This is a genomic window from Pseudomonas sp. GW-45 (assembly GCF_056896675.1).
The window spans coordinates 2,023,898-2,048,506 of sequence record NZ_CM167674.1 but is presented as its reverse complement, the minus strand read 5'-3'; the positions used below and the strand labels follow the sequence as shown (position 1 = coordinate 2,048,506).

Genomic DNA, 24,609 nt, shown 5'->3' with positions numbered 1-24,609 from the left:
CTCAATGGCTCCGGTTGATCAGTCGCATGGGGCTCTGGTTAACCACTGCGCGAGTACCCCAGGCTCCAGCCACGCCAATAAGTAGTGCTGCAGTCAGCGGCGTTAGCAACCAATAAATCAGGTGAGGCTGCCACGGGAGATCCAAGGCAAAGCGGTAGAGCGCCCATGTGGCGAGCTCACTGGCAACCACCGCCATGAGTCCAGCGAGTGCGCCGAGCAGGCTGAACTCCAGACGATTGGCGCGTCGCAGTAAGCTTTTTTGCGCGCCAAGGGTGCGCAGTAGCGCACCTTGATACAAGCGCTGGTCCAGCGTCGATTGCAGCGCAGCGAAAAGCACAGTCAGACCGGCTAGCAAAACAAATATCAGTACGTACTCTACGGCTAGAGTGACCTGCGCCAGAATACTGCGGATCTGTTCCAGTATCGGCTCGACTTCCAGCAACGTCATCGCAGGGAAAGCGCGTGACAACTGCCTCAGTGCGTCACGTTCACTGGTAGGGAGATAAAAGCTGGTCAGCAGGGTGGCCGGCAGATCATTAAGGCTGCCGGGCGAAAAAACCATGTAGAAGTTTGGCGTAAAGTTGTCCCATTCGACCTCGCGAATACTGCTGACGCGGGCCTCTAAGGATTGTCCGGCGATGACAAAGCCGAGTTGGTCATTCAGCTTGATACCCAAGCTATCGGCAAGTTCGCTTTCAATCGAGACCAGCGCGCCATCCGTTGTTTCTGTTGCCCACCACTGTCCTTCACGCAGCTGGTTATCGGCAGCCAGTTCAGCAGACCACGTCAGGCTCAGATCACGATTGATGGCGCGCTCGCCCTGGCTCTCCTTAGTGACTTGTTCGCGAACCGGTATTTCATTGATGCTCACCAAACGCCCGGGAGTGACAGGGTAGAGTGGTGCACTGACAGCGCCGATCGAATTTAACTGCGTAGTGAAAGCCTCAGCTTCGTCCGGCAGTATGTTGAGCGCAAAGTGATTGGGTGAGTCGGCTGGCAGTTGATCCTGCCAGGTACTGAGCAACTCAGTACGCAGAATAATGACTACCAACATGCTCATGAAAATCAAGCCGAAGGCCAGAATTTGCGTCGCTGCCGCGCTGGGCTGCTTGAGCAGTTCACCACTGCCCAGACGCCAGGCCAATCCTGTCCGCCCAAGGGGGCCGGCGAAGGCGCGTAACAGTTGCCACGCCAGTAACCCCATCACTACTGCTGCGGCGGCACCGCCAAAGACCATCGATAGGGTAAGTTTGAGGTCGCCGGTGAATTGCCACATGAGGAGGCAGAGTGCTAATAGCGCCAGCCCGTAGATAAACCAGCTGCTGCTAGGCATCGGCGCAAGATCCCGACGCAGCACGCGTAACGGTGCGACTCGGCCCAGTCGTAGCAGTGGTGGCAGGGCAAAGCCGATCAATGCGGTGAAGCCGGTCGCGGCACCAATCCACAGTGGTTTCAAGCCGGGCGCAGGAAGGTCGGGCGGTAGCAAGTCACTGAGCAGTACGATCAGCCCCCACTGCACCAGCCAGCCGAGCAATAATCCGGCGAGAGTTGCCAGTGCGCCAAGCAGCAATAGCTGACAAAGAAACAGCTTCAGCACCTGCCGCCGTGATAAGCCCATGCAGCGCAGCAGCGCGCTGGCGTCAAAGTGTCTTACCGCAAAACGTCCGGCGGACAGTGCGACGGCTACGCCGGCCAGCACCACAGCGGCGATGCTGGAAAGGCCAAGAAACTGGTTGGCACGGCTTAATGCGTTGCCAATCTGACGGTTGTCATCGGCTACCGTGGTCAGCTTCTGATTTACATCAAGCACAGGTTCAAGCCAGTCGCGGTAGGCGCTCAGGGCTTGCTCACTGCCGCTAATTAAAAGTTTGTAAGTCACCCTGCTGCCGGGTTGCACGATGCGGGTGGCGGGAAGATCACTTAAATTCATCAGCACGCTGGGCGACAGACTGTAAAAGTCGCCAGCGCGGTCCGGTTCGTGGGTCACCAGTGCGCCGATGCGCAGGCTAGTGTAGCCGACATCCAGGGTGTCGCCGACTTGCAGCTCTAACTGGTTCAACAACCGTGGTTCAATCCAGACCTCCCCAGGTGCGGGAATGCTCTGGGTGCTGCGCTCTTCGCCGAAAGGCTGGTCGGCTATACGTAGCTCTCCGCGTTGAGGGTAACCATCAGTAACGGCCTTGACGCTGCTCAGCTGCATCTGTGCATCGGTTGCCATTACGCTGGAAAAACCCAGCTGAGCGCTAGTCTGCAATCCTTGCTGAGCTGCTTCACTCGCGTACAGCTCAGGCAGCGGGCTGCGTGATGAGATGACCATGTCAGCGCCAAGAAACTCTGCCGCCCGACTGGTCATGCTGCGCTCGATGCGATTGGTGAAAAAGCTGATGGCAGTGCTGATAGTCACGGCAATCAGCAGCGCCAGTACCAGTACTCGCAACTCGCCGGAACGCCACTCACGACCGAGCAGTCGCAGCGCCAGCGTGGGTGTGCTGAAACTGCTCACGCGCCCGGCTCCAGCAACTTGCCAGCCTGCATTTGCAGGGTATTGCTGCAACGCTCGGCAAGGCGGGCGTCGTGGGTTACCAATACGAGGGTGGTCTGCTGCTGGTGGTTAAGCTCAAATAACAGATCGGTGATGCGCTCGCCGGTGGCGGCATCGAGGTTGCCGGTAGGTTCGTCAGCGAAGAGGATCGCTGGTTCGCTGGCGAAGGCGCGGGCGATAGCCACACGTTGCTGCTCGCCGCCCGACAATTGCTGCGGATAATGGCTGGTGCGCGCAGCCAAACCAACCCGCTCCAGCAACTCAGTTGCGCGTTTGCGAGCATCGCGTCGCCCAGCCAACTCCAACGGCAGCATGACGTTCTCTAGCGCAGTAAGGCTATCGAGCAACTGGAATGACTGGAACACGAAGCCAACGTGCTCGCCGCGCAATGCAGCGCGTTGATCTTCATCTAACTGGTTCAGCGCCTTGCCAGCCAGTTCCACTTCACCGCTGCTTGGCAAATCCAGCCCCGCCAGCAGGCTGAGCAAGGTAGACTTGCCAGACCCTGACGCGCCAAGAATGGCAACGCTACTGCCGCGCTCAATACTCAAGCTGACGTTGTCCAGAATGGTTAGCTCTGCTTCCGAGCTGGTCACGATTTTGCTAAGGTGGCGAGCGATTATCACACTGTCTGACATGGTATCTGGCCTGATGAAACCCTGGAAAAACTGCCTGTTGGCAATCCCGTTGTCACTAATGACATTGCTTACCTGTGCGCCTGCTGCCGCGCAGGGTATTTTGATAGTGGGTGATAGTATCAGCGCGGCTTTCGGTCTGGAACTCGAGCGCGGTTGGGTGAGTCTGTTAAAGGCACGTTTGCATGAACACTCGTATGAGTTGCCGGTGGTTAATGCTTCTGTCAGTGGAGACACGACCGCTGGGGGCCTGGCCCGCTTGCCACGCCTGCTTGAGGTGCATCAGCCTGACCTGGTGGTGATCGAACTGGGCGGTAATGATGGTCTGCGCGGCTTGGCTCCGGATAAAATGCAACAGAATCTTTCTGCGATGATTGATGCTGCTCTGGCCGCGGACGCCGATGTACTTCTGATGGGCATGCGTATTCCTCCGAATTATGGGGTACGTTATACCGAGGCGTTCGAGCAGGTTTATCGAGACCTTGGTAGCGAACCGGAGGTCACTCTGGTGCCCTTTGTCCTGGAAGGTGTAGCGGGTGTTCCTGAGCTGGTGCAGGCTGACGGGATTCATCCCAACGCCAAGGGTCAACCGGGGATTCTGGAAAATGCCTGGCCGCCTATTAGCGACTGGCTTGTTAAGCAGCCCTGAGCTGTCCATATTAGAGGGAGAGCGTTGTGGCTGGAAGTGTGCCCTGGATTGCCAGGCGCTGGTGTATCGTCGAACAGGATGAGCAACAGGACCTGTTCGTGCAGGATCCTTGGCATCTTCATCTCGTGGATATTAATTTGCGCCTTGATGTACCGCGCGAACGCACCTTGTGTGGCGACTTGCTACCGTCTAAACCCATTTATAGTGAAGTTAGTAGGAAGATAATGTCAGCGGTGTGTCCTGCTTGCTTGCAATTGACTACTGAGCTGCGGGTGCGGCAACCAACTGCCCGCACGAAGCAGCCGCGACAGGAGCAGGGCGAGAGTTCGCAGGTCGTCATGAATATGTTGTTTACCAGGAGTTGATGCATGAGTGTATTTCGTCCCACCTTGACAGCGTTGGCTCTTGCCGCAGGTTTGTTATGCCCGGCTGGGTTAGTACAGGCCAATGATTTTGTGCTGCAAAGCCCGCAGCAGGATGTGATTGGTCAAGTGGAAACGCGTAAAGCGCGTTATGAAGACACTTTCGCTGATCTGGGCAGCTCGCTCGGCTACGGCTATCTAGAGATGATTGCGGCCAATCCTGCAATTGATCCTTGGTTGCCAGGCGAGGGGACGGAAATTACCTTGCCGGGTGAGCATGTTCTGCCCATCGCTGAGCGCGAAGGCGTGGTCATCAACCTGCCCGAATTTCGCATGTACTACTTCCATAAAGGGGGCGAGGTTGTTTCCAGCTACCCTGTTGGCATCGGTCGTGAGGGCTGGTCATCGCCATTGGGGCAAACGAGTATTCTACGTAAGCAGGCAAAACCTTCTTGGTATCCGCCTAAATCGATTCTTGAAGAACACGCCGCTAATGGCGACCCCTTGCCCTCAGTCGTTCCGCCAGGCCCGGATAACCCAATGGGGCCCTTCAAGATGAATCTGGCCATGAGCGGCTATGTGATTCACGGCACCAACAAAAATTTCGGTATAGGTACACGCGTTAGCCACGGCTGTTTCCGTATGCGCAACGAGGACATTACCGAACTATTTCCGCAAGTTCCCGTGGGTTCAACGGTGACTATTGTGAATCAGCCTTACAAGTTGGGGGTGATCAATGGCGAACTCTACCTTGAGGTCCACACGCCTCTGGATGAACAGGGCATGCCATCCACGTTGGACAAGCAGGGCGCAATTCAGGCGCTGTTGGCTGAGCAAAGTGAGAAGGTAAGAGGGTTCAAGCTGAACTGGGAGGCGATACGTGATTTGGTGTATGCCGAAAGCGGTATTCCTGGAGTCATTGGACAACCTGTCCGGTCCATGTGAACCGGGCAGGTCGCAGGCCGGCTTGTTACTTCTGGCTGGCCTTGTCGAGCATACGCATAGCGCGCTCGTTTGCTTCATCAGCAGTTTGCTGCGCGCGCTGGGCGGCAGATAGTGCTTCTTCGGCTTTGCGGTAAGCGTCGTCAGCACGCGCTTGAGCGCTTGCAGTTGCGTTTTCGTTAGCGGCTACACGAGCGCTCATTTCTTTTTCCATGCTGTTGCTGCAACCTGCAGCTAGCAATGTGGCGAGAGCGACAGCAGATACTTTCAGTGCAGTTTTCATATACTTCCCCTTAGTGTAAAAGTCCTTGCTATAAGAACGCACTGCTAAAGACCAGCTGATAACTATTGAGTTCCGCAGGCCCTTGGCAGTGCGTTCTTATCTAGCGTTGTTAATAGTAGCAGCTGACTTGAGGTATGGAAGGCTGCCATCAATAAATCTCTCCTTATGGACCACAATCAACCTGTCTAATCTGCGGGTTATTTGCTTGTTTTGACCAGCCGCTGAGGTACTGTGTCGCAGGAAAATAACTATAAGGATTGACCATGCTCGGAAACTTCGGCTTGTTAGCTGGCCTTGCGCTATTAATTTTTATGGCCTTGCGCGGTATTAACATCTTCATTGCTTCTTTGATTTGCGCGCTAGTAGTCGCGGTGACCAATGGTTTGTTGGTGTCGCAAACACTGCTGGAGTTCTACCCATTCGGTGCTCTCGGCGCCTTTACCTTCGCGGGCAAGTTCTTCCTGCTATTTCTCTGTGGTGCGATTTTCGGCAAAGTCATGGCGACCAGTCAGGCCGCCAAGAGTATCGCTATGGCGATTACCCGTAGCCTTGGGGTGAAGCACACTTTGCTAGTGGGAATGGTAGTTTGCGCATTGCTAACCTACGGCGGTGTGGTGGTTTTTGTGGTGGTGTTCACCATGTATCCACTGGGCATCACGTTAATGCGTGAAGCTAATCTACCCAAACGTCTATGGGTAGCGGCGACGTCTATTGGTGCAGGCACCTTTACGATGACTGCCTTGCCGGGAACCCCATCTATTCACAACGTGATTGCGGCCAGTTCGCTGGGTACCGACTTATTCGCCGGTGGCTGGATTGGCATCTTTGCTGCTCTGGTGATGGGCGGCTTGGGTATGTGGTACGTCGAGCACGAGTGGAAGAAGGCCAGGTTGTCGGGCGAAGGTTTTGTTGAGAACGCTCAGGATCTGCGTATGGAACAATTGGCTGACAACAGCACCGAAGCGCCGCCTTGGATGATGGCAATGGTGCCCATGGTTGTGGTGTTGGGCGTGATCATGTTGCCACGCTTGTTGCTAGGCATGGCTGACTGGACTGTCGGCGATAGCCTGATGGGCAAGGTGTTGTTGTTCAGCGCCTCACAACCAATCATCTGGCCCAGCATGGCATTGATCCTGGGCTCACTGACCTGCGTGATGTTGTTTCCGAGCTTGCGCCGTAAAGCTGCGCAGGTATTTGGTCAGGGTGCAGATGATTCCATCATGCCGCTGTTGAACACTGCTGCGGTTATCGGTTTTGGTGGTGTGGTAACCCAGACTGCTGGATTTGCTCATTTCGCGCAGTGGATCCTTAACGTAGATATGCCGCCTCTGCTGTCCGTATTTGCGTCGGTTAGCGTGGTATCTGCGATTGTCGGTTCGTCCTCCGGTGGTCTGCAAATATTCATGCAGACCTTGGCTCCAAAATATCTGGAGATGGGGATTGAGCCGGAAATTCTGCACCGTATTGCAGCTATTGCTGCCGGCGGCCTGGATTCGTTACCGCACTGCGGCGCGGTGATCGCGACCCTGATGATCATGGGCCTTACCCACAAAGAAGCTTATAAGAATCTCTTTGTGGTTACGGTGGTTATTCCGGTTATCGCCTGTCTGCTATCCATCGCTGTGCTCATGTTGATGGGGGTAGGGGTTAATCCACCGGCTTGATGCCCGACTATTTTTTGTTCGGGTTGGAATCATTCCGCCCGAACAACGTCTATAGTGGATAACTCGTGTATTGCACATACAGCAGCCTGGGAGACTGACAATGAATACGAACGCCACCATCCAGCACGATCAGGAAGGCAAGCAGTTCTATGTTGTTGTTGAGGGCGCAAAGGCTTATTTGGCCTACATGGATTTGGGTAAGCAGACGCTCGATATCTATCGCACGTTCGTGCCTAATGAATTGCGGGGCAAGGGGTTAGCGGCGCAGTTGACCGAGCATGCCCTGCGTTATGCAGAAGACCACGGCTACACGGTAATACCGTCATGCTCTTACGTTGAATGGTATATGGATCGCCAGTCAGCTAACGCCGAATAAGCTTTCTCGCACAAATCTTGATGCATAAAAAAACCGCCAAATGGCGGTTTTTTATGGTTGCTGCAACCGCTATGAATCAAGCGATTGTTCGGTTACGTTTAGGCAGCACATCTTTTAGTTTCTCGTTCATGCTGCGCACGCTGGTAACGGTTGTGTCCCAATCGATACAGGCATCGGTAACCGACACGCCATACTGCAGCTGCGAGAGATCTTTGGGGATCGACTGGCTGCCCCAGCCGATGTGGCTCTCTACCATCAGGCCAATAATCGAATTGTTGCCTTCCAGAATCTGGTTTGCCACGTTATCCATAACCAGTGGCTGTAGGCCGGGGTCTTTGTTGGAGTTGGCGTGGCTGCAGTCGACCATGATGTTGGGTGCGATCGAGGCTTTTTCCAGGTCCTTTTCACACAGCGCAACGCTGACCGAATCGTAGTTAGGTTTGCCATTACCGCCGCGCAGCACCACGTGACCATAAGGGTTACCCTTAGTGGTGACGATAGAAACCTGGCCCTGTTGATTGATGCCCAGGAAGCGGTGCGGGCTGGACACTGATTGCAGCGCATTGATGGCAACCGAGAGGCCGCCGTCAGTACCGTTCTTGAAACCTACAGCAGAAGACAAACCAGACGACATCTCGCGATGCGTCTGCGACTCAGTAGTACGAGCGCCAATAGCTGACCAGGAAATCAGGTCCTGCAAATACTGTGGCGAGATCGGATCAAGTGCTTCGGTGGCAGTAGGCAAACCCATTTCAGCGAGGTCACGCAGCAGTTGACGACCGATATGCAGGCCGTCTTCAATTTTGAAAGAGTCGTCGAGGTAAGGATCGTTAATTAGACCTTTCCAGCCTACGGTGGTGCGCGGCTTTTCGAAGTACACGCGCATAACCAAATAGATGGTGTCTTTTACTTCCTCAGCCAGCACCTTGAGGCGCGCCGCGTAATCCTTGGCTGCTTCAATGTCGTGGATGGAGCAAGGGCCGATCACGATAAACAGGCGGTGGTCCTTACCATCAAGAATGTCGCGGATCACCTGGCGGCTTTCAACCACGGTTTTCTGCGCCGCTTCGCTCATCGGAATTTTGGCTTTCAGCTGTTCAGGGCTGATAAGAATTTCGTTGGAGGTGACGTTTAGATCATCAATTGGTAAATCGGCCATCGTTTATCCCGGAAGTCGTGCCGGCTGCAATTGGCTGCGGCCGTTTAAAAAGAGTTCCACAGCTTAATCAAGCTTGCTCGCTTAGGCTACCCCGCAACTGTCTATTACCCTGAAAAACAAAATTAATAAGCAGCTATGCTGACTATTTTCCGATTGGTGCTTGGCTTTGTCGTGTTGTTGACTGTCTTGCTGTTGCTTGGGCCATTACCATCAGCGCACACCAATAAAACATCGCTCAAATGAGGCTCGTATGGAAAACAATAAACCGCGCATCGGCATTATCGGCACCGGCGCTATCGGCGGCTTTTACGGCGCCATGTTGGCAAAGGGCGGCAACGATGTGCACTTTCTCCTGCGCAGCGAGTACGACGCGGTGGTCGAGAACGGCATTACCGTGAACAGCTTGGTCAATGAGCAGCTGCACCTGCACCCGGTTCAGGCCTATAAGAACGCGGCCGACATGCCCCCCTGCGATTGGATCCTGGTTGGCGCCAAGGCGACGAGTAACGATTTGGGCGAGCTGATCGCGAAGGCAGCCAAACCGGATGCCAAAGTAGTACTGCTGCAGAATGGTTTGAATAACGAAGACAAACTGCGCCCCTTCCTGCCTGACAGCGTTCATCTTATTGGCGGCCTTTGTTATGTATGCCTGTTTCGTGAAGGCCCTGGCCTGATCAAGCACCAATTCAACGGTATGATCGATCTTGGCTATCACTCTGGCCCAGCTGCGGGTGACGCGCGACAGGCGCTGCTTGAGGAAGGCGCAGAATTACTCAAATCCGGCAGCATTCCCACTCGCATTTTGCCGGGTGTGGATGCGGCGCGCTGGCAGAAACTGGTGTGGAACGCGCCGTTCAACGGCACCTCTGTGGTGTTGAATGCCGGTACCAAGGCGCTGCTAGCCAGCGATGCCAGCCGCAAAGTGATTGGCGACATGATGGAGGAGGTGATCAGCGCAGCTAAGGCGTGCGGAGTAGAGATGCCGGATGGCATCGGTCAGAAACTCCTCGCTGGCACGGCGATGATGCCGGACTACCACCCCAGCATGTACCATGACTGGTTACACAAACGGCCGATGGAACTCGACAGCCTGTACGGTGAGATGCTGAGCCAGGCCAAGGCCGCCGGTTGCAGCATGCCCAAAACCGAGGCATTGTTGGATCAATTAACGTTCATCCAGAACGGTTATCTCAACGCTGACCAAGCTAAATAAGGACGCCCATGCCCGCGCTACTCGGTGACAAACTGGTCATCGCCATTTCATCGAGAGCGCTGTTTGATCTGGATGAAAGCCATCAGGTCTATGAAAGTGAAGGGCTGGAAGCGTATCGCAAGTATCAGATAGCCCGAGAGGACTCGCCGCTAGAACCCGGCGAGGCTTTCGCGCTGGTACAAAAGCTATTGCACATCAATAGCTTGCTTGAGGGTGATAGCAGGGTAGAGGTGGTACTGCTATCGCGTAACAGCGCGGACACGGGCCTGCGGGTATTTAACTCGATCCAGCACTATCAATTGGGCATTACCCGCGCGGCGTTTGCCGGTGGTCGTAGCCCCTTCATCTATATTCCTGCTTTTGGCTGCCACCTGTTTCTGTCTACCCACGCTGAAGACGTGCGCGCAACGCTGGATGCCGGTTTTGCCGCCGCGACCATTCTTCCTTCAGGCCTTCGTCGTGAAACCCGCGATGAGCTGCGAATCGCTTTTGATGGCGATGCCGTGTTGTTTTCTGATGAGTCGGAACAGGTATTTCAGCGCGATGGTTTGGCGGCCTTTCAGGCCAGCGAGCAGGCTGCCGCGAGACAGCCAATGGGTGGCGGGCCTTTCAAGGCTTTTCTGGCTGCTCTCAACAAAATTCAGACCGAGTTTGCAGAGGAACGCTGCCCCATTCGCACGGCTTTGTTCACTGCCCGCAGCGCGCCAGCGCACGAGCGGGTGATACGCACCCTACGTGAATGGGATATTCGTCTGGACGAGTCACTGTTTCTTGGTGGTTTGGATAAATCGGAGTTTCTACAGGCCTTTGGTGCCGATCTGTTCTTTGATGATCAGGAGGGCCACTGCCAACGAGCGGTCGGTGTGGTACCGACTGGCCACGTACCCCACGGAATAAGCAATCTCCAGACTCGGGAGTCTAATTGAGGTTGTCTTTGTAACTGTCTGATTTATAGATAATCTTTCTTTTGTTCTGGCCTGAGCCAGGTTGTTTGTCAGCATTTTTAAACTTTTCTGTATTAGCCGGATTTTATCGTCTAACCTAAGACGAATAACAACTAATCTGGTTATAAGCGGTCTACCCCGGAGCGGCTGCTGAAATACCTCAGCAGCACCGCCTTACGGTGTCACGTCCAAGACCAAGCAGGCGTCTCTTACTCGAGTCGCTGGTTCATACAGAGGAATACCTACAATGAAGCTGCAGCAACTGCGCTATATCTGGGAAGTGGCCCACCACGATCTCAATGTATCCGCCACGGCGCAGAGCCTGTATACCTCACAACCCGGTATCAGCAAGCAGATTCGGTTGCTAGAAGACGAGCTTGGAGTAGAGGTGTTCTCGCGCAGCGGTAAGCACCTGACGCGCATCACTCCCGCAGGCGAAAGTATCATTGCGACCGCTGGCGAAATACTCCGCAAGGTCGATAGCATTAAGCAGATCGCCCAGGAGTTCAGCAACGAACGCAAGGGCACGCTAACGCTCTCCACCACCCACACTCAAGCGCGTTATGCCTTGCCGCCGATCATCAAGAAGTTCATCAGCAGTTACCCCGACGTTTCACTGCACATGCATCAGGGCACGCCGATGCAGATCTGTGAAATGGCAGTGGACGGCACCGCAGACTTTGCCATTGCCACCGAGGCGTTGGAACTATTTTCCGACTTGGTGATGATGCCCTGTTATAGGTGGAATCGCTGTGTGATTGTGCCCAAGGGGCATCCACTGGCAAATATTACTGAACTGACGCTGGAAGAGCTGGCGGAGCACCCGCTGGTGACTTACGTGTTTGGTTTTACTGGGCGTTCCAAGTTGGACGAGGCTTTCAGTAACCGGGGCCTATCACCCAAGGTGGTGTTTACTGCGGCTGATGCGGATGTAATCAAAACCTACGTGCGCTTGGGTCTCGGTGTCGGCATCGTAGCGCATATGGCGGTTGACCCCGTGGCTGACGCGGATTTAGTGGTGATCGATGCCAGCAAGCTGTTTGAAGCCAGCGTGACCAAGATTGGTTTCCGGCGTGGCACTTTCTTACGGGGCTTTATGTACGACTTTATCGAAACCTTCGCCCCCCATTTGAACCGCGAAATGATTGGCCGCGCGTTGCAATGCAGTAACCGGATGGAGCTAGAGGAGTTGTTCGCCGAGATAGAGCTGCCGGTGCTTTAAGCGCAGTGTTGCAGCATGAAAAACGCCGGAGTGTGATGCTCCGGCGTTTTTGTGTCTGGCGTTAGCGCTAAGACTTGGCGATCAGATTGCCAGCATGCAAGCCGCATTCTTTCTGCGTTGCCTCTTCCCACCACCAGCGTCCTTCACGTTCATGCTGATTGGGCAGCACGGGGCGGGTGCAGGGCTCACAACCGATGCTAACGAAGCCTCTTTCGTGCAGCGGGTTATAGGGGATCTCCAGCATGCGGATGTAATTCCACACGTCTTCGCTGCTGTAGCTGGCCAGAGGGTTGAACTTGATCAAGGTGTGTTCAGGCGTTGAGAACGCAGCGTCCTGTTCGATAACCGGCACGTCTGCGCGGGTTGGGCTCTGGTCTTTGCGCTGACCGGTAATCCAGGCGTCCACATTGCTTAGCTTGCGACGTAACGGGGCGATTTTACGGATGCCACAGCACTCGCCATGTCCGCTCTCGTAAAAGTCGAACAGGCCTTTTTCGCGCACGTAGCCTTCCAGCTGCTGGTAATCAGGTGACAGTGCTTCGATCTGAATACCGTAATGTTTACGTACCTGCTCCAGGAATCGGTAGGTCTCCGGGTGCAGGCGGCCGGTATCCAGAGTGAATACTTTGATATTGGGGTTAATCTTCCAGGCCATGTCGAGTACGACTATGTCATCGGCACCACTGAAGGACAGCCAGAGGTTGTCGAAGTGTTGCAAGGCCAGTTCAAGGATTTTTTGCGGCGATTCGTTAGCGTAATCGACAGCAAATTGTGCGGTATTAAATGTGGTCATGGGCATCAGGCTCTTTATCCCGCGGTGTCTGTATTGTTCACCGTTCTATGGACGGAAAGTTTAACAAAGGGGCTTTAGTCCATCCTCTTTTATTTAGTTATACTTTTATGCGCTTATGTTATGTGCAGCGCGGCTGAATGGGCTTTGTCGTTGCGCCCTGAAGCGCTTGCCGGTAAATTGTGCGGCATTGAAATTACCCTAATCAGGAGAGTTACGTGGAAATTGCTTGCCTTGACCTTGAGGGCGTATTGGTCCCCGAAATCTGGATTGCCTTTGCCGAGAAGACCGGCATCGAAGAACTCAAGGCGACCACCCGAGATATCCCTGATTACGATGTATTGATGAAGCAGCGCCTGTCGATTCTCGACAAGCATGGCCTCAAGCTATCCGATATTCAGGAAGTGATTGCCACGCTCAAGCCGCTGGACGGCGCCGTTGAATTTGTGAACTGGCTGCGCGAGCGTTTTCAAGTGGTGATCCTCTCTGACACCTTCTATGAGTTTTCACAGCCGTTAATGCGCCAGCTGGGCTTCCCCACGCTGCTGTGCCATCGCTTGATTACCGATGAGAATGACCGTGTGGTGGATTACCAACTGCGGCAGAAAGATCCTAAGCGTCAGTCAGTGGTTGCACTGAAGAGCATTTACTATCGCATCATCGCTGCCGGCGACTCCTATAACGACACCACCATGCTCTCGGAAGCTCACGCGGGTATCTTGTTCCACGCGCCTGACAATGTGATCGAGGAATTTCCGCAGTTCCCCGCAGTTCACACGTTTGAAGAGCTGAAAAAAGAATTCATTAAAGCGTCGAACCGCGAACTCGCGCTCTAATCATTTTTTTCCGGTGACACCAAGACGCCCCGCAAAAGCCGATTTGCGGGGCGTTTTTTGTTATGTATGAGTATCCTGTATTGCGCTAGCCGGCGTGGCCAAACAAGCGCTGCAACAGACTGGTTGGCTTAAAACTGAAGCAGGCTAGCAGCTGGGCCACCGTGGTATTTCGCTGTTCTTCGTCAAATGCCAGAGCGGCCTTTAACGCTGGCCAACAGTTGCTTGGCAGGTTCTCAGGCTTGTTTAGTGTGCCGCCTTGGTCCATGCATTTTGCTTGCTTGGCGGTCAACCGGCTGTAGGGATGATGGCCACTACTCAATTCGTACAAAATCACCGCGACGGCATACAGATCTGCAGCTTCGGTCAGCGGGCCACCTTCAAGCAGTTCCAGTGCGGCGTAACGGGGCGTCCAGGCCGCAATACGCTTACGACTCAGGCGCGGTAGCCCCGGCAACAGGCCCTGTACGGGTTGTCCTAGGCCGTAATCAAACAGCCGCAAACCGTCAGCGGTGAGTATGACGTTGCTGGGTTTGATGTCGCCGTGCAAAACGCCAACGCTGTGCGAGGCATGCAGAGCTTCGAGCAGTGGTACGGCGATTTGCTGCAACTCATGCCAATTCAAGCCCTCAGTGCGTTCGCTGATTAGCTGATCCAGCGTCGGGCCTTTGAGCATCTCCATGGTCATGAAGGCGCGTTGGCTGACCCTATCTACGTTGAACGCATAGAAGCGAATAACATTGCTGTGGCGCAAGCGGCTGGTAAGCGCAAACTCGCTGTAAAGCAGGGCGTTGGCGTCGGGGTACTCGGCAAACTCTTCGTTCAGGGTTTTCAACGCAACGTAAGGATCGGGATCACCGTATTGCTCGCGTAACAGGTCACGGGCACGGTAAACGGCGCCCATACCACCCACGCCGAGCAGACGCTCAATGCGGTAGCGGTTACTCAGCACCGTCGGTAGTTCGCCACCTTGCCTGACCGCGGGCAAGGTGGGTTTTGCGGGTTTGCCAGCGACCTGCGTACCAGCTGGGCTAGCAGGGGTATCCACTGCAGAATCCATTGATTGCTCCTTGTGCATCATCTACGCATAACCACCGCACTGATGTTGTCGCGTGCGGGGCCGGAAAGGGCGTGTGAAAATAAGTATTCGACTGCTGCTTCGGGCGAGATCAAACCCAGGGCATGGCTGAGAATACCGGTGGATACCGATTGGTAGAGGCCGTCGCTGCATAGCAGTAGGGTGTCGCCGGGTTGCACGCTGAATTCGAGGATATCCAGCACCAGGCGCTCATGCGCACCGACTGCGCGAGTCAGTGCGTTGGCAGCGGGATGGCGTGCAGCCTCCAGCGGATCAACCTGCTCTTCGTGAATCAGCTGCTGCATTAATGAGTGATCACGCGACAGCTGATATAACCGTTGGTTGCGCCACAGATAACAGCGGCTGTCCCCGGCCCACAGGCAAACAGCGCGCTCCTGGTTACCGAGCAGTGCGACCACGGTACTGCCCATGACGGCATCCGGTTGGTCAGCCGTCACCGTCACTTCATGGCCAAGCCGGCGATTCACCACATGCAGCGCTTGGCGCACCCTGCGTACCTGCTGGTCAAGGTTGCCGCCGAGCTCCAGCTCGGCAATTTCTTCCACGATCAGGCGGCTGGCCAGTGCACCGTTCTGGTGGCCGCCCATGCCATCGGCGACCAGCCATACGCCGCGTTCTGGTTGGTCCAGCACGGAGTCCTCATTGCGTTCACGTACTTTGCCTCTGTCGGTGCGCGCGGCGCTCCTCCAGCAGCTTTGCAGTACTTCCATTACAGCCTCGCTGGCAATTCAAAGCCTCGCAGTACCGAGACGTCGAAGGGATTGGGCGCACGTTGGCTGTGCAGCAAGTAGTTGGCGCGCAGACCGCCCAAGCTGGCTTTGAGCAGCAATACGTCACGGTCGGTGTGGTAATCGACCTCCATTTGATCCAGTAGCCGAAAAAGTGACCAGGTGCCTGAACGTTGTTCCATGCCCATGCGGCGACCACCCAGATCTTCTACTACCAGACTGATGCGCTCTTCCTCCGCGCGCGATGGCCAGCGGAATGAGCTTTGTACTATGGGCCCGTGGCGATATTCCATTTGTTGATTGCCATAGCGAAAGCTGGCGCGGCCTAGGCTGGAGTCGAGCGAGTAGGGCTCAAGCTTGAACAAAATGCTCGGCTCGTTCGGATCCTCTGCAAAGAAGCTGCGGCGTATGGTTTGCACGCGGGTCATCTGCCCGAGAAACTCGCGGGAGATCGGCAGCGCACGGCCATCTACCCGGCGCAGCTGATATTTGCCGGCGGAGCCACTCACGAAAGGTGACAGATAGCGTTCGAAGAAAGCGTCGGCAATGCCCTGTTCCTTGAAGAAGGCACGGAAGTCGGCGAGATCAACGTCGCTGTCGGTATTGGTAGCAAACGGATAGCGTTGACGCAGTGAAGTACGATAGGCGCTGTACAGTTCGCTGCGGTAGCGCTGATTGAGATACTGATGAGCGTCTGAAAGCACCAGCATCCAGCCATCTTCGGCGATCAAAGAAACCCAGTTACTGACCGGGCTGGGCAGGTTGCCGGCGCTACTGCGCACCTGGTTAATGGCGTCGCGTTGCCCTTGCATGCGCGACTTGGCCATGTCGAAGGCATCCTGCTGGGGTGTGCTGGAGTTGGCTAGTTGTGCCAGTTGCATCTGCAGCGCACCCATGGCCTGCAATGCGTTGGCCAGTTGCGGGCCGGGATTGCCGTCAGCGTCGAGCAACTGGTGCAGATTGCTGAAGCGCTGCTGCAAGGCCGCTTGACCAGCGGTTTGGGTGATTTGATCGGCCGCTGCTTCCACACCTAATTCGGCGACTTTCTGCAGCTGCCGGGCCCGGCGCGAATTACCAATATTGCCTACTTCATCCGGGATTTCAGGTATCTCTGGCGGAGTAAACAGGGTGTTCTCACGCACTTCCTGCAATAGCCGGGTAATCGGTGAATTGGCCGCGGCCAGCCCGGATAGCTTCTCGGCGCCAGCTCCAGTTGCGCCCAGTGGTTCGAGCTGCAGCTTGGCGATGGCGTTGATCCACTGGTCGGCGTAATCCTGGAAGTAAAGTGCTTCCATCTCCTTGCTCAGGCGGGCCAGGTCGCGTGGGCTAAGTGCCTCACTATTACCCAGTACCCAGTTGTCCTTGAGCATGTTGCGCACCAGATCCGCACCTTGCGCCAGGAACATTTGCTCATAACCGCTCTTGGTGTAAAAGCCGGGAATACTGTTGCTACGTGCAGTCAGCAACAGTGCCTGCGGCCCCATGTGCTGATCCATACGGTATTCGGGTAAGCGCCGTGCTTGTTCACGCAACATACGGTAGATGACGCTGGCCAACGATTCGCCCCGCAGCTGCTGACGTGCATCGGCTACCAAACGGGTATTCAGGGGGTATGCCGCAAAATTGGAGTCCAGCAGGCGCTCGAAATGATCACCCAGACTGCTTTGCACTGCGTTGTTATTGGCGTAGCGCAGCGACCACTCATCGGCCATCCAGTCTTGCAGATAGGCTGGGTCGCGGCGCTCCTCAATGTTCAACATCAAGTAAGCGCGCAGACTACCCAGTAGCAGTTCGCGGTCGTGCATGTCGTTTCGAATCTGCGCTTCCAGCTGCTTGGCTACCAAGGGCAACAAATATTGCTTCAACGCCTGCTGATAGGCTGCATCCAGATCAGGATTAACCTGCTCACCGGGATAGAGGCCTGCCTTCTCATGCCAGCGCACATCTTCGCGTGGTGGGAAGACCAAGGTCGCGGCGTAGCGGGTATCCAGTTGCTTGAGCAGCTGTGGCGCATTGCTGTGCGCGCTGATGCTGCCGGGTTTGCCGTTGAAGTATTCGCTGAGTTGGCGCAACTGTTCAAAGCGGTCATGGTTGGCCGAGAAGGCCAAGGCCCAGCTGGTGCCGAGGATCGTCAAACCAGCAAAAGCGGCAGCGTAGAGGATCCGTTGGCGGCGATGCAGGCGTTTAACTTCCCGTTCATCCAAGCCGGCTAGCGCCGATTCAGGGAAGATCACTTCATTGAGCAAGCGCTGAATAAAATAACCTTGCTGGCGATGGTAGGCCGGCAGCGGCGGGGCGGGCATACCCAGATTTCGGCTGAACTCACTCTGCATAGGATCGTGCGCACCCTGCAGCTGCGGTGCGCTGGTTAGATAAAAGCCGCGCAGCTGGGTAACACGCTGGTAACGGTTGCCGGCAAACGCCAGCTCGATGAACAAGCCGAGGTGCTCGCCAAGGCTGCCTAACTGATGCGGAAAGTCCAGAATGCGGCCACGCCGTTGATTGTCGCGCTCCAGATGCAGACGAGGGATGATCTGGCTATTCAGGCGCTGCAGCAGGGCGTCGAATTCGGCGCGGACTACGTTGGTGTCGGTGCCGTCTTGCTCCTTGTTGAAGCTGGCGCCCATGACCTGATGTCTTTCCTCTTGGCTTAGGTGATCAAAGAATTCATCAAATCCGAGGATTTGGTCTGCCTTGCTGAGTACCAGATAAACGGGCACATCGACGCCGAGCTGCTGGTTGACATCCAGCAGCCGCTGCCGGGTTTGCCGTGCCAGTGCTTCCAGTTCCATCTCATTGCCGCTGAGCAGCAAGTCGCTCGGCAGGGTCACCAGCACGCCATTGAGGTGCTTGCCCCGGCGACGGCGTAGCAGCTTAAGCAGGGTGTGCCAGCCTAGTGCGTTGAGTTCGCTGTCAGGCTGGGTCAGGTAGCGGCCGGCGGTATCGATGATCACCGCGTGCTCGGCAAAGTACCAGTCGGCATAATCGGTGCCGGTTAGGCTTCGAGTCATGCGTTGCTCGGCGCTCTTGTTGAGCGGAAATTCCAGGCCGGAGTAGTCAAGCAGGCTCGTCTTGCCACTGGATTCAGGCCCTAGCAACAAGTACCAAGGCAGGTCACGCCTCCAGCGCTCGCTGCGACCGCGGTACAAGCTAGAGGTGCGTAGGGTGCGCATGGCCTGACGGAAGCGTTCGTGCAGCGTTAGTTGCTGCTCAACGATCTGCTCTTCGCGGCGAATGCGCTCTTGCGCTTGCTGGTCATTCTCTTCGGCCTTTTTGCGCTTGTCGCGGCGCCAGTTGAAGAACACCATGCTTAGGCCCCAAGCCAGAAACAGCACGCTGATGCTTAGCAACCTGCTACCGGCAGATTGCCAGAAGCGGTAATCGCTGATCGCCAGCGCCGGACCTGCGGTCCAGATAATCAGTGCCAGCAGTAGCACGCAGAGCAGTGTCCATACCCAGGTTTTACGCAGCGCGGCTGCGACTTTTCGTCCAAATCCCTTCATTGTGCATTCTTCCCTGCTACCGGTGGCGCCGCTGTTGTCTGGGCGCTTTCACTAAGATAAGGCGGCATAACAGCGTCGCGCTGCTGATCAAGCACCCAGGCAAATCCCGCATAGGTAACGGCCAGACAGGTAAGTGTGAGTGCGGTTACCAGCCACCAGGGCGCGTAGCGCACTAGCCGTCGACCTTCCCCTTTGAGCCCTTCCCAGTGGGGCGATATCTCGCGTGGCACATCACCGCGAATCTGGCGGATCTGCCGGAACAAGCTGTCGCGGATATTTTCCAGTTCCAGCAAGCCGCGTGGCAGTACGCGATACTTGCCTTCAAAACCGAGCGACAGGCAGACATACATTAGCTCCAACATGTCGAGGTGCTTGACGGGGTTACGCGCCAGGCGGTCGAGCAGAATGAAGAACTTTTCGCCGCCAAAGGTTTCGTTGTGAAAGCTGCTCAGCAGGCTCATCTGCGACCATTCACTTTCGTTTCCCCAAGGCGTGGTGACTACGGCTTCGTCGAGTGCGGTGCAAAGCACGTAGCGCGCGCCCATGACCTGTCCACTGTCGGTGCTGTCTTGCATTGCGCGGTGCTCAAACAGCTTAATCTCGCTGGCTAAACGCTCTTTCAGTAGATAGAGGTCTTCGGATTGGTGGCTGTGTTTTAGTCGGACAATTTCGGAAAGCAGGCTGGTTGCCATGCCAACCAAGGGATTCAAACCTTGATGTGACTGCTCGGCGGGTTTTACCCGTGCGGCGTACACCATGCGCTCTTCGAGCTTTTCATAGCGCGGCGGGGCGGCAAAGTCGGTCAGCGTGCTATTGGCCGGGCTATGTCCCTGGCGGCTGAGGATGACCGTTTTGTCATCCTGACTGTATTCCATTTCCTTGATCATCTTGCTTAGCTCCTGATGGCCCAGAACGCGAGATCCAGCCCGCTGATTTCACCTGACACGTGGAAGGCGAAACCACCGGAACGCTCCAGTTGTGCCAACTCTTCCGAAGTGAACTCGAGGGCGAAATAGGTTTTGCTGGAGTGGAACGGAATCTGCCGTGGGGCGACGGGTAGCGGTTTGACCTTGATGCCCGGCAGATGCAGATTGACCAGCTGACGAATACGTTCCACTGCGCCGACCTTAAGGTGTGCGGGCAGGCGTTTACGCAGTTCTTCAGAATCGCACTGCGCGCTGGCGGCCAGTACAAAGGAGGCGCTGCCGAGTAGCTTGGGATCGTTGATCGGCGACACTTTTATGCCGTATTGACGTTCCTGCAGCGGCAACTCGACGGCGTGTTGTTCCAGCACCATCGACAGCACCTGCCTAATCGCGTCCATCAGTTTGCGAAAGCTCTGGCCCTGGTCACTGTGCTGGTAATAGCTATCGTGTTTGGGTCTTTTACTTTCGCTGGAATAGGTCGACAGCTCACCGAGTAGCGCCAACAGCTCGCGATAGATCTGCTCCGGGTGAACCTGCTCCAGTTTGAGTAGATGTCGCAGCACCGGTTCGCAGCGGTTAATCAACTGCAACATCATAAAGTCGCCGACCTCAGAGCTGCCCATCTTGCCGGTGGCGCGTATGCGCTCGGCCAGCATGTCGCCGCGATGGGCAAGCATGCTTACCACCTCTTTTAAACAAGACAATAAATAGCTGCTGGCGTGGGTGTGCAGGTAGGTTGGCACATACTCTGGATTCAGGCTGATCACCGCATCCGGCGTACTGTCCTGGACTTCACAAATTTGCAGTCGCACGAAGGCTTGCTCATTCGGATGCTGACCCAGCAACAAGCGAAAGTCTGGCTGAGCACAGCTGACTTGACTGGCGCTGCTGTCGCCGGCGTTAGAATCCGCCACTTCGGTTTCGTGGGCGGTGTAGCGCGCCAGTACATCCCGTTGGTTGGGGCGACGGGTTTCTACGTGATTGCTGGTAACCAGCGGCAGCGCCAAATACACCGGCGTGCTGCTGGTGTTGGGCGGTACATCGATCGCCAGGGGTTCTTTTTCATTGCCAATGTCGAACAGGCTACCGTCCGGTAGCACGCCGCTGGCGTGGCTGATCACCAGCTTACCCATATTGAGAAACTGCGCGTCTATTTCCAGACTGAAGAAGCCCCACGCATGGCTGATCAGCTTCTGTGTACGGCTTTTTAGCTGTTGATCGTAATACCGGTCATTTTGTTGAAAGTGCTGAGGGCGCAGCAACATGCCCTCCTGCCAGACCACTTTTGGCATGCTCATGCTTCAATCCTCATCCTTGCTGGAATCCAGCGCGCTGATACCGTGCTCATCAAGTAACAGGGCGACCGGATTGCGTTCCTCGCTGTGTAGCGGTACTACGATGCGCCACTGCGCTTTTGGCAGATCACGATAGGCGGCGAGCACTGCTAAATAGCGGCTTTCTGGTGAGGCGGACAACTTATAGCTGCGCTCTTCACCCGGACGCAGTTCCAGTTCTTCCATCGCCACCAGGTCGGGGGCCAGTACTTCACGCGGGCGCTGGTACAGAGAGAAGAAGTCGGCGTGCTCGAAGGCGACCGGATTCTTTAGCTCAATCAATTGCAGCACGATGGGCGAAGGACGGTCGTTGATGTCGGGGTTCAAACGCTCGCTGCCTTGCAGGGTCAGATCAACCTTGGTCATATCCGAGTAAGGCGAGAGGCTGGAGCAGCCGCTGATCACGAGGGCACAGAGTGAGCCGAGCAGGCAGCGGTTAATGAATGATAAAAACATAGCGATCATCCTTGATATGAACTGTTGAGAGAGGCAATCAGGCGCAACTGATCCTGATAGGCTTGGGTGAAGGCCGGCGAGTACAACTCTTTGTGCCATTGCTCATCACGCTGCAGGTTTTGATGCAAACGGCTATAGGCGCGCCAGCGGCCGCCAGCGCTATTTAACAAGGAGCCGCTGCCATCCTGTTCAAAACGTAGCTTGAGTTGTTCCGGCGCCAGTTGTTCGAGCAGACCTTTGGTCGCCGACCGGCTGGCGGCAACCAAAGCCACCTGATGCGATTGCAGCTCGCTAAAGGCAGAGGACAGCAATTGGTGAGCGGACTCGTCGCTGCGGGTGTTGCTTAGCAGCTGGCTTAGCGCTGCTGCACTGTCCGGCGCCTGGACCAGTGGGTGACTGGTCTGGTTTTCGGCGGACAACTGTAGATCGTGTTTAAGTTTGGCTTGGGTATGCAGGTTCTGGCGCAGCTGCCCCATGCTTTGCTTCAACAGGGTGGCGCTCTTGAGTGCGAGTTGCTCGCGCTCCGCTTCAGTTAGCCCCCCTAAATCCATCCCTAGCGCCTTGGCGAAGCTATCCCAGAAACCGGGTGCCAACGGTGTGGTGGTGGGTTTGACGGGTGCAGGAGGCTGCTCTGGCTGGCGTAGCTCGGGAATCGGCAGGCTCTCCATATCGACCCGGGCGTAGTCCGCGCGCTGATCGGCATAACCTGGCGGAGGCTGATTGAGCAGCGCGAAATCGTCGTTGCCGCGGTAGGCCTGCTCAGGTTGATCCATGGCGTTGAGCGGATCGAGGTCAAGAAAAGCGTCGTCAGGGATTAGGCTTTCCGGCTGTTCAAGCGGGTCGGTTGGCTCCGCGAATACGCTCGGGTCCTGCGCCAAGCGAGCTCGAATTTCGAACTCGCCAAAGCAGTAAACCTGTCCATGCTCGATGGCCTGCGGTTTATCCTTGGGCAGCGGGGTTTCGGTATCCTTGAACAGAATGCCGTTGCTGCTGGTGTCGGTAAGGTAAAACACACCGTTGTGGAAGCTCACCTCAGCATGTCGGCCTGACACAATGCGCTTGCGGTCGGGTATTACCCAATCACAATCATCCCCACGGCCGATAATGCCGCCAGCCTGACGGAAGGTTTTGCTGTTGGGCACACCCGGTTCAAATTGTTGCGCACTGACAACATCGAAGACCAGTTCCATTGCGTTAATGCTCCTTGCGACTAGGCGTCGCGGCTTACTGTCTTGGGATCACCCAGGGGGCGATACTCATCGTCGTCAAACTTGTGGTTGCCAGCGCAGCCGACCAGCAGGGCTGTTAATGCAAGAGCCAGCAGGCAGCGAGTAGCAGGTGCCGTCATATCCATAATTCCTTCGATCTTGAGCGTATTGGTTGGTTTTAAAGGGGCCCGGTTAGCGGGTCTGAGCATGGGCTCGCTCCTTGTGTCTAAGGTCGGCGGCATTGATGTTCAGTCGCTGCATGCGATAGAGCAGGGTGCGGCGCGGTAGACCGAGCTCGCTGGCGGCGCTGGTTTGATTGCCCTGATTTTTACGCAGGCAGTCGAGCAATAAGTTGCGTTCGACCTGCTCAAGCCGTTCGCGTAACGAGCGGCTGTTAATGGGTTGCGGGCTGTCTGGCAGGCTGAAGTGCTCGGGCATTAACACGTTGCCGTCGCAGAGCAACAGCGCGCGAGCAATCAGCCCCTTGAGTTCACGCACGTTGCCGGGAAAGTGGTAGCCGGCGAGATGTTCGAGCGCTTCGTCTGACCAACGGCAGGGCTCACGCTGCAAAAAGCGGCAGGCTTCTTCAGAAAACCGGGTGGCCAACAACTGAATGTCGCCACCGCGCTCACGCAGTGGCGGGACCTCTATCGGAAAATGGCCAAGACGGTAGAACAGGTCCTCACGAAACTGGCCTTTGTCTACCAAGGTGCGTAGGTCGTGGTGACTGGCTGCGATGATGCGTACATCAACTTTATGGGTGCGGTTGCTGCCCAGCGGGCGCAGCTCACCTTCCTGCAACACGCGCAATATTTTGGCTTGCAGACCGAATGGCATGTCACCGATTTCATCAAGAAACAGTGTGCCGCCGTTGGCCGCGTCAAACAGCCCAATGCGATCCTGCGTGGCACCAGTAAAAGCGCCTTTGACATAGCCAAAGAGTTCACTCTCCAGCAAGGCTTCAGGCAGCGCACTGCAATTTTGCGCGATAAAAGGTTGGCTGCGGCGTAACCCGTAATCGTGGACGGCGCGGGCAACCAGTTCCTTGCCGGTTCCGGTCTCGCCAGCCACCATGACGCTCACGGGGTTGTGCAATACCTTGCTGATCAGGCGGTGCACCCGCTGCATGACGGGGCTGTCACCAATTAGACCATAACCACGCTCATGGCTGACTGTTGTGTTATCTACACTGGCCGGAGCGCTTGGTGGGGTGTCGTCAAGGCGCTGCAGCAGTTGCAGCTGACCCATGGCGAAGTCGCCGAGCAGACGCAGTGAATCGGCAAAGGCGTCCAGCGTCTCAGTATCGCGCTGGGCGATCAGCAGTAGGCCGCCAAGATGTTGCTCGCGGTCATGTAGCGGCAGGCACAGCAGGCTGCGCCAACTGCGGTCGGTCTCTGGCAGGAAAGGGGTGGCGTATAAGCTGTTGTCCAGCGAATTAACGTGCAGCACCTGATTCTGGAATAGGCAGTACTGCAGCAGTTGCTGGTCTTTGTAGTCGCTCGGCAGGGTCGACTCTTCACGGGCCATTGGCGCGCCATCGAGCCATTCTGCGCAGAGCGTTAATTGGGTCTGGGTCTTGTCTAGCAGATAAAGCTGTGCGAGTGGGCAGTGGCTCAAATCAGCCGCAGCGGCGACCAGCTGTTGCTGCAGGGCACGGCTGTCGTTGCTGGCGGCCAGGATGCTAAAGCGCGCCAGCAACGACTCGGCATAGACCAGCGGCTGGGCCAATTGGTCAAACAGG

Annotated in this window: 22 protein-coding genes; 8 read left to right on the top strand and 14 right to left on the bottom strand. The window is 55.9% G+C overall.

The features are described 5' to 3' along the window. Position 1: 1 nt before the first annotated feature. The gene (locus tag AC1XYH_RS09305; protein WP_483322937.1) at positions 2 to 2,503 is read right to left on the bottom strand and encodes an ABC transporter permease; all 2,502 of its coding nucleotides are present in this window, start codon (positions 2,501 to 2,503) and stop codon (positions 2 to 4) included. Continuing rightward, the gene (locus AC1XYH_RS09300; RefSeq protein ID WP_483322936.1) at positions 2,500 to 3,180 is read right to left on the bottom strand and encodes an ABC transporter ATP-binding protein; all 681 of its coding nucleotides are present in this window, start codon (positions 3,178 to 3,180) and stop codon (positions 2,500 to 2,502) included. Before AC1XYH_RS09300 ends, AC1XYH_RS09305 begins: the two co-directional genes overlap by 4 nt. Positions 3,181 to 3,193: 13 nt before the next feature. Here AC1XYH_RS09300 and AC1XYH_RS09295 point away from each other — a divergent pair, with 13 nt between their 5' ends. Beyond that, positions 3,194 to 3,826, top strand: a complete 633-nt coding sequence (locus tag AC1XYH_RS09295; protein ID WP_483322935.1) for an arylesterase — start codon at positions 3,194 to 3,196, stop codon at positions 3,824 to 3,826. 368 nt (positions 3,827 to 4,194) lie between these two features. Further along, entirely contained in the window at positions 4,195 to 5,133 is a 939-nt protein-coding gene (locus tag AC1XYH_RS09290; RefSeq protein ID WP_483322934.1) for a L,D-transpeptidase family protein, read from the top strand. A gap of 25 nt (positions 5,134 to 5,158) precedes the next feature. On the opposite strand, the gene AC1XYH_RS09285 is transcribed toward AC1XYH_RS09290, so the two are convergent. Beyond that, on the bottom strand, positions 5,159 to 5,413 hold the full coding sequence (locus AC1XYH_RS09285) for an Lpp/OprI family alanine-zipper lipoprotein (RefSeq protein ID WP_483322933.1): 255 nt from the start codon (positions 5,411 to 5,413) through the stop codon (positions 5,159 to 5,161). A 263-nt stretch (positions 5,414 to 5,676) separates the two neighbouring features. Here AC1XYH_RS09285 and AC1XYH_RS09280 point away from each other — a divergent pair, with 263 nt between their 5' ends. Together AC1XYH_RS09280 and AC1XYH_RS09275 are read left to right on the top strand one after the other, a co-directional pair. Further along, positions 5,677 to 7,077: a GntP family permease gene (locus AC1XYH_RS09280; protein WP_483322932.1), complete on the top strand. Its 1,401-nt coding sequence runs from the start codon at positions 5,677 to 5,679 to the stop codon at positions 7,075 to 7,077. Positions 7,078 to 7,177: 100 nt separating this feature from the next. Next, the gene (locus AC1XYH_RS09275) at positions 7,178 to 7,453 is read left to right on the top strand and encodes a GNAT family N-acetyltransferase (protein WP_483322931.1); all 276 of its coding nucleotides are present in this window, start codon (positions 7,178 to 7,180) and stop codon (positions 7,451 to 7,453) included. Positions 7,454 to 7,529: 76 nt separating this feature from the next. On the opposite strand, the gene AC1XYH_RS09270 is transcribed toward AC1XYH_RS09275, so the two are convergent. Then, positions 7,530 to 8,612: a 3-deoxy-7-phosphoheptulonate synthase gene (locus tag AC1XYH_RS09270; protein ID WP_483322930.1), complete on the bottom strand. Its 1,083-nt coding sequence runs from the start codon at positions 8,610 to 8,612 to the stop codon at positions 7,530 to 7,532. A gap of 250 nt (positions 8,613 to 8,862) precedes the next feature. Here AC1XYH_RS09270 and AC1XYH_RS09265 point away from each other — a divergent pair, with 250 nt between their 5' ends. The 3 genes from AC1XYH_RS09265 (at position 8,863) to cysB (ending at position 11,991) form a co-directional block, all read left to right on the top strand. Further along, on the top strand, positions 8,863 to 9,825 hold the full coding sequence (locus tag AC1XYH_RS09265) for a putative 2-dehydropantoate 2-reductase (RefSeq protein ID WP_483322929.1): 963 nt from the start codon (positions 8,863 to 8,865) through the stop codon (positions 9,823 to 9,825). 8 nt (positions 9,826 to 9,833) lie between these two features. Beyond that, positions 9,834 to 10,751: a 5'-nucleotidase gene (locus tag AC1XYH_RS09260; RefSeq protein ID WP_483322928.1), complete on the top strand. Its 918-nt coding sequence runs from the start codon at positions 9,834 to 9,836 to the stop codon at positions 10,749 to 10,751. Between the two features lie 265 nt (positions 10,752 to 11,016). After that, positions 11,017 to 11,991 (top strand): HTH-type transcriptional regulator CysB, encoded by a 975-nt coding sequence (cysB, locus tag AC1XYH_RS09255; protein WP_483322927.1) that lies wholly within the window; start codon positions 11,017 to 11,019, stop codon positions 11,989 to 11,991. A gap of 67 nt (positions 11,992 to 12,058) precedes the next feature. Here the strand turns inward: cysB and AC1XYH_RS09250 are convergent, their stop codons facing one another. Next, positions 12,059 to 12,784: a phosphoadenylyl-sulfate reductase gene (locus AC1XYH_RS09250; RefSeq protein ID WP_483322926.1), complete on the bottom strand. Its 726-nt coding sequence runs from the start codon at positions 12,782 to 12,784 to the stop codon at positions 12,059 to 12,061. 215 nt (positions 12,785 to 12,999) lie between these two features. Between AC1XYH_RS09250 and thrH the strand changes: the two genes are divergently transcribed. Then, positions 13,000 to 13,617 carry a bifunctional phosphoserine phosphatase/homoserine phosphotransferase ThrH gene (gene thrH / locus AC1XYH_RS09245; RefSeq protein ID WP_483322925.1) on the top strand — a complete coding sequence of 206 codons (618 nt, stop codon included), beginning with the start codon at positions 13,000 to 13,002 and terminating at the stop codon, positions 13,615 to 13,617. 85 nt (positions 13,618 to 13,702) lie between these two features. On the opposite strand, the gene AC1XYH_RS09240 is transcribed toward thrH, so the two are convergent. Genes AC1XYH_RS09240 through AC1XYH_RS09200 form a run of 9 tightly spaced genes read right to left on the bottom strand, consistent with a single transcriptional unit; the run spans position 13,703 to position 24,608 of the window. Further along, on the bottom strand, positions 13,703 to 14,692 hold the full coding sequence (locus AC1XYH_RS09240) for a serine/threonine-protein kinase (RefSeq protein WP_483326339.1): 990 nt from the start codon (positions 14,690 to 14,692) through the stop codon (positions 13,703 to 13,705). Then, positions 14,692 to 15,423: a PP2C family protein-serine/threonine phosphatase gene (locus tag AC1XYH_RS09235; protein WP_483322924.1), complete on the bottom strand. Its 732-nt coding sequence runs from the start codon at positions 15,421 to 15,423 to the stop codon at positions 14,692 to 14,694. The genes AC1XYH_RS09240 and AC1XYH_RS09235 overlap by 1 nt, the downstream gene beginning before the upstream one ends. Continuing rightward, the gene (tssM, locus tag AC1XYH_RS09230) at positions 15,423 to 18,944 is read right to left on the bottom strand and encodes a type VI secretion system membrane subunit TssM (protein WP_483322923.1); all 3,522 of its coding nucleotides are present in this window, start codon (positions 18,942 to 18,944) and stop codon (positions 15,423 to 15,425) included. Before tssM ends, AC1XYH_RS09235 begins: the two co-directional genes overlap by 1 nt. Next, entirely contained in the window at positions 18,941 to 19,831 is an 891-nt protein-coding gene (icmH, locus tag AC1XYH_RS09225; RefSeq protein ID WP_483322922.1) for a type IVB secretion system protein IcmH/DotU, read from the bottom strand. The genes tssM and icmH overlap by 4 nt, the downstream gene beginning before the upstream one ends. 5 nt (positions 19,832 to 19,836) lie before the next feature. Then, positions 19,837 to 21,168, bottom strand: coding sequence for a type VI secretion system baseplate subunit TssK (gene tssK / locus AC1XYH_RS09220; RefSeq protein ID WP_483322921.1), 1,332 nt, complete (start codon positions 21,166 to 21,168; stop codon positions 19,837 to 19,839). Between the two features lie 3 nt (positions 21,169 to 21,171). Then, entirely contained in the window at positions 21,172 to 21,660 is a 489-nt protein-coding gene (gene tssJ / locus AC1XYH_RS09215; RefSeq protein ID WP_483322920.1) for a type VI secretion system lipoprotein TssJ, read from the bottom strand. 5 nt (positions 21,661 to 21,665) lie between these two features. Next, positions 21,666 to 22,850 carry a type VI secretion system-associated FHA domain protein TagH gene (tagH, locus tag AC1XYH_RS09210; protein ID WP_483322919.1) on the bottom strand — a complete coding sequence of 395 codons (1,185 nt, stop codon included), beginning with the start codon at positions 22,848 to 22,850 and terminating at the stop codon, positions 21,666 to 21,668. Positions 22,851 to 22,870: 20 nt separating this feature from the next. After that, positions 22,871 to 23,008 carry a type VI secretion protein gene (locus AC1XYH_RS09205; protein WP_483326338.1) on the bottom strand — a complete coding sequence of 46 codons (138 nt, stop codon included), beginning with the start codon at positions 23,006 to 23,008 and terminating at the stop codon, positions 22,871 to 22,873. A gap of 52 nt (positions 23,009 to 23,060) precedes the next feature. Then, a complete protein-coding gene (locus AC1XYH_RS09200; protein ID WP_483326337.1) occupies positions 23,061 to 24,608 on the bottom strand; it encodes a sigma-54 interaction domain-containing protein in 1,548 nt (515 codons plus the stop codon). Position 24,609: the final 1 nt, after the last annotated feature.

Excerpts from the sequence above, each read along its gene's own strand:
- AC1XYH_RS09300 (WP_483322936.1), bottom strand. The coding sequence starts at position 3,180 with ATGTCAGACAGTGTGATAATCGCTCGCCACCTTAGCAAAATCGTGACC.
- AC1XYH_RS09295 (WP_483322935.1), top strand. The coding sequence starts at position 3,194 with ATGAAACCCTGGAAAAACTGCCTGTTGGCAATCCCGTTGTCACTAATG.
- AC1XYH_RS09290 (WP_483322934.1), top strand. The coding sequence starts at position 4,195 with ATGAGTGTATTTCGTCCCACCTTGACAGCGTTGGCTCTTGCCGCAGGT.
- AC1XYH_RS09285 (WP_483322933.1), bottom strand. The coding sequence starts at position 5,413 with ATGAAAACTGCACTGAAAGTATCTGCTGTCGCTCTCGCCACATTGCTA.
- AC1XYH_RS09280 (WP_483322932.1), top strand. The coding sequence starts at position 5,677 with ATGCTCGGAAACTTCGGCTTGTTAGCTGGCCTTGCGCTATTAATTTTT.
- AC1XYH_RS09275 (WP_483322931.1), top strand. The coding sequence starts at position 7,178 with ATGAATACGAACGCCACCATCCAGCACGATCAGGAAGGCAAGCAGTTC.
- AC1XYH_RS09270 (WP_483322930.1), bottom strand. The coding sequence starts at position 8,612 with ATGGCCGATTTACCAATTGATGATCTAAACGTCACCTCCAACGAAATT.
- AC1XYH_RS09265 (WP_483322929.1), top strand. The coding sequence starts at position 8,863 with ATGGAAAACAATAAACCGCGCATCGGCATTATCGGCACCGGCGCTATC.
- AC1XYH_RS09260 (WP_483322928.1), top strand. The coding sequence starts at position 9,834 with ATGCCCGCGCTACTCGGTGACAAACTGGTCATCGCCATTTCATCGAGA.
- cysB (WP_483322927.1), top strand. The coding sequence starts at position 11,017 with ATGAAGCTGCAGCAACTGCGCTATATCTGGGAAGTGGCCCACCACGAT.
- AC1XYH_RS09250 (WP_483322926.1), bottom strand. The coding sequence starts at position 12,784 with ATGACCACATTTAATACCGCACAATTTGCTGTCGATTACGCTAACGAA.
- AC1XYH_RS09240 (WP_483326339.1), bottom strand. The coding sequence starts at position 14,692 with ATGCACAAGGAGCAATCAATGGATTCTGCAGTGGATACCCCTGCTAGC.
- AC1XYH_RS09235 (WP_483322924.1), bottom strand. The coding sequence starts at position 15,423 with ATGGAAGTACTGCAAAGCTGCTGGAGGAGCGCCGCGCGCACCGACAGA.
- tssM (WP_483322923.1), bottom strand. The coding sequence starts at position 18,944 with ATGAAGGGATTTGGACGAAAAGTCGCAGCCGCGCTGCGTAAAACCTGG.
- icmH (WP_483322922.1), bottom strand. The coding sequence starts at position 19,831 with ATGATCAAGGAAATGGAATACAGTCAGGATGACAAAACGGTCATCCTC.
- tssK (WP_483322921.1), bottom strand. The coding sequence starts at position 21,168 with ATGAGCATGCCAAAAGTGGTCTGGCAGGAGGGCATGTTGCTGCGCCCT.
- tssJ (WP_483322920.1), bottom strand. The coding sequence starts at position 21,660 with ATGTTTTTATCATTCATTAACCGCTGCCTGCTCGGCTCACTCTGTGCC.
- tagH (WP_483322919.1), bottom strand. The coding sequence starts at position 22,850 with ATGGAACTGGTCTTCGATGTTGTCAGTGCGCAACAATTTGAACCGGGT.
- AC1XYH_RS09205 (WP_483326338.1), bottom strand. The coding sequence starts at position 23,008 with ATGACGGCACCTGCTACTCGCTGCCTGCTGGCTCTTGCATTAACAGCC.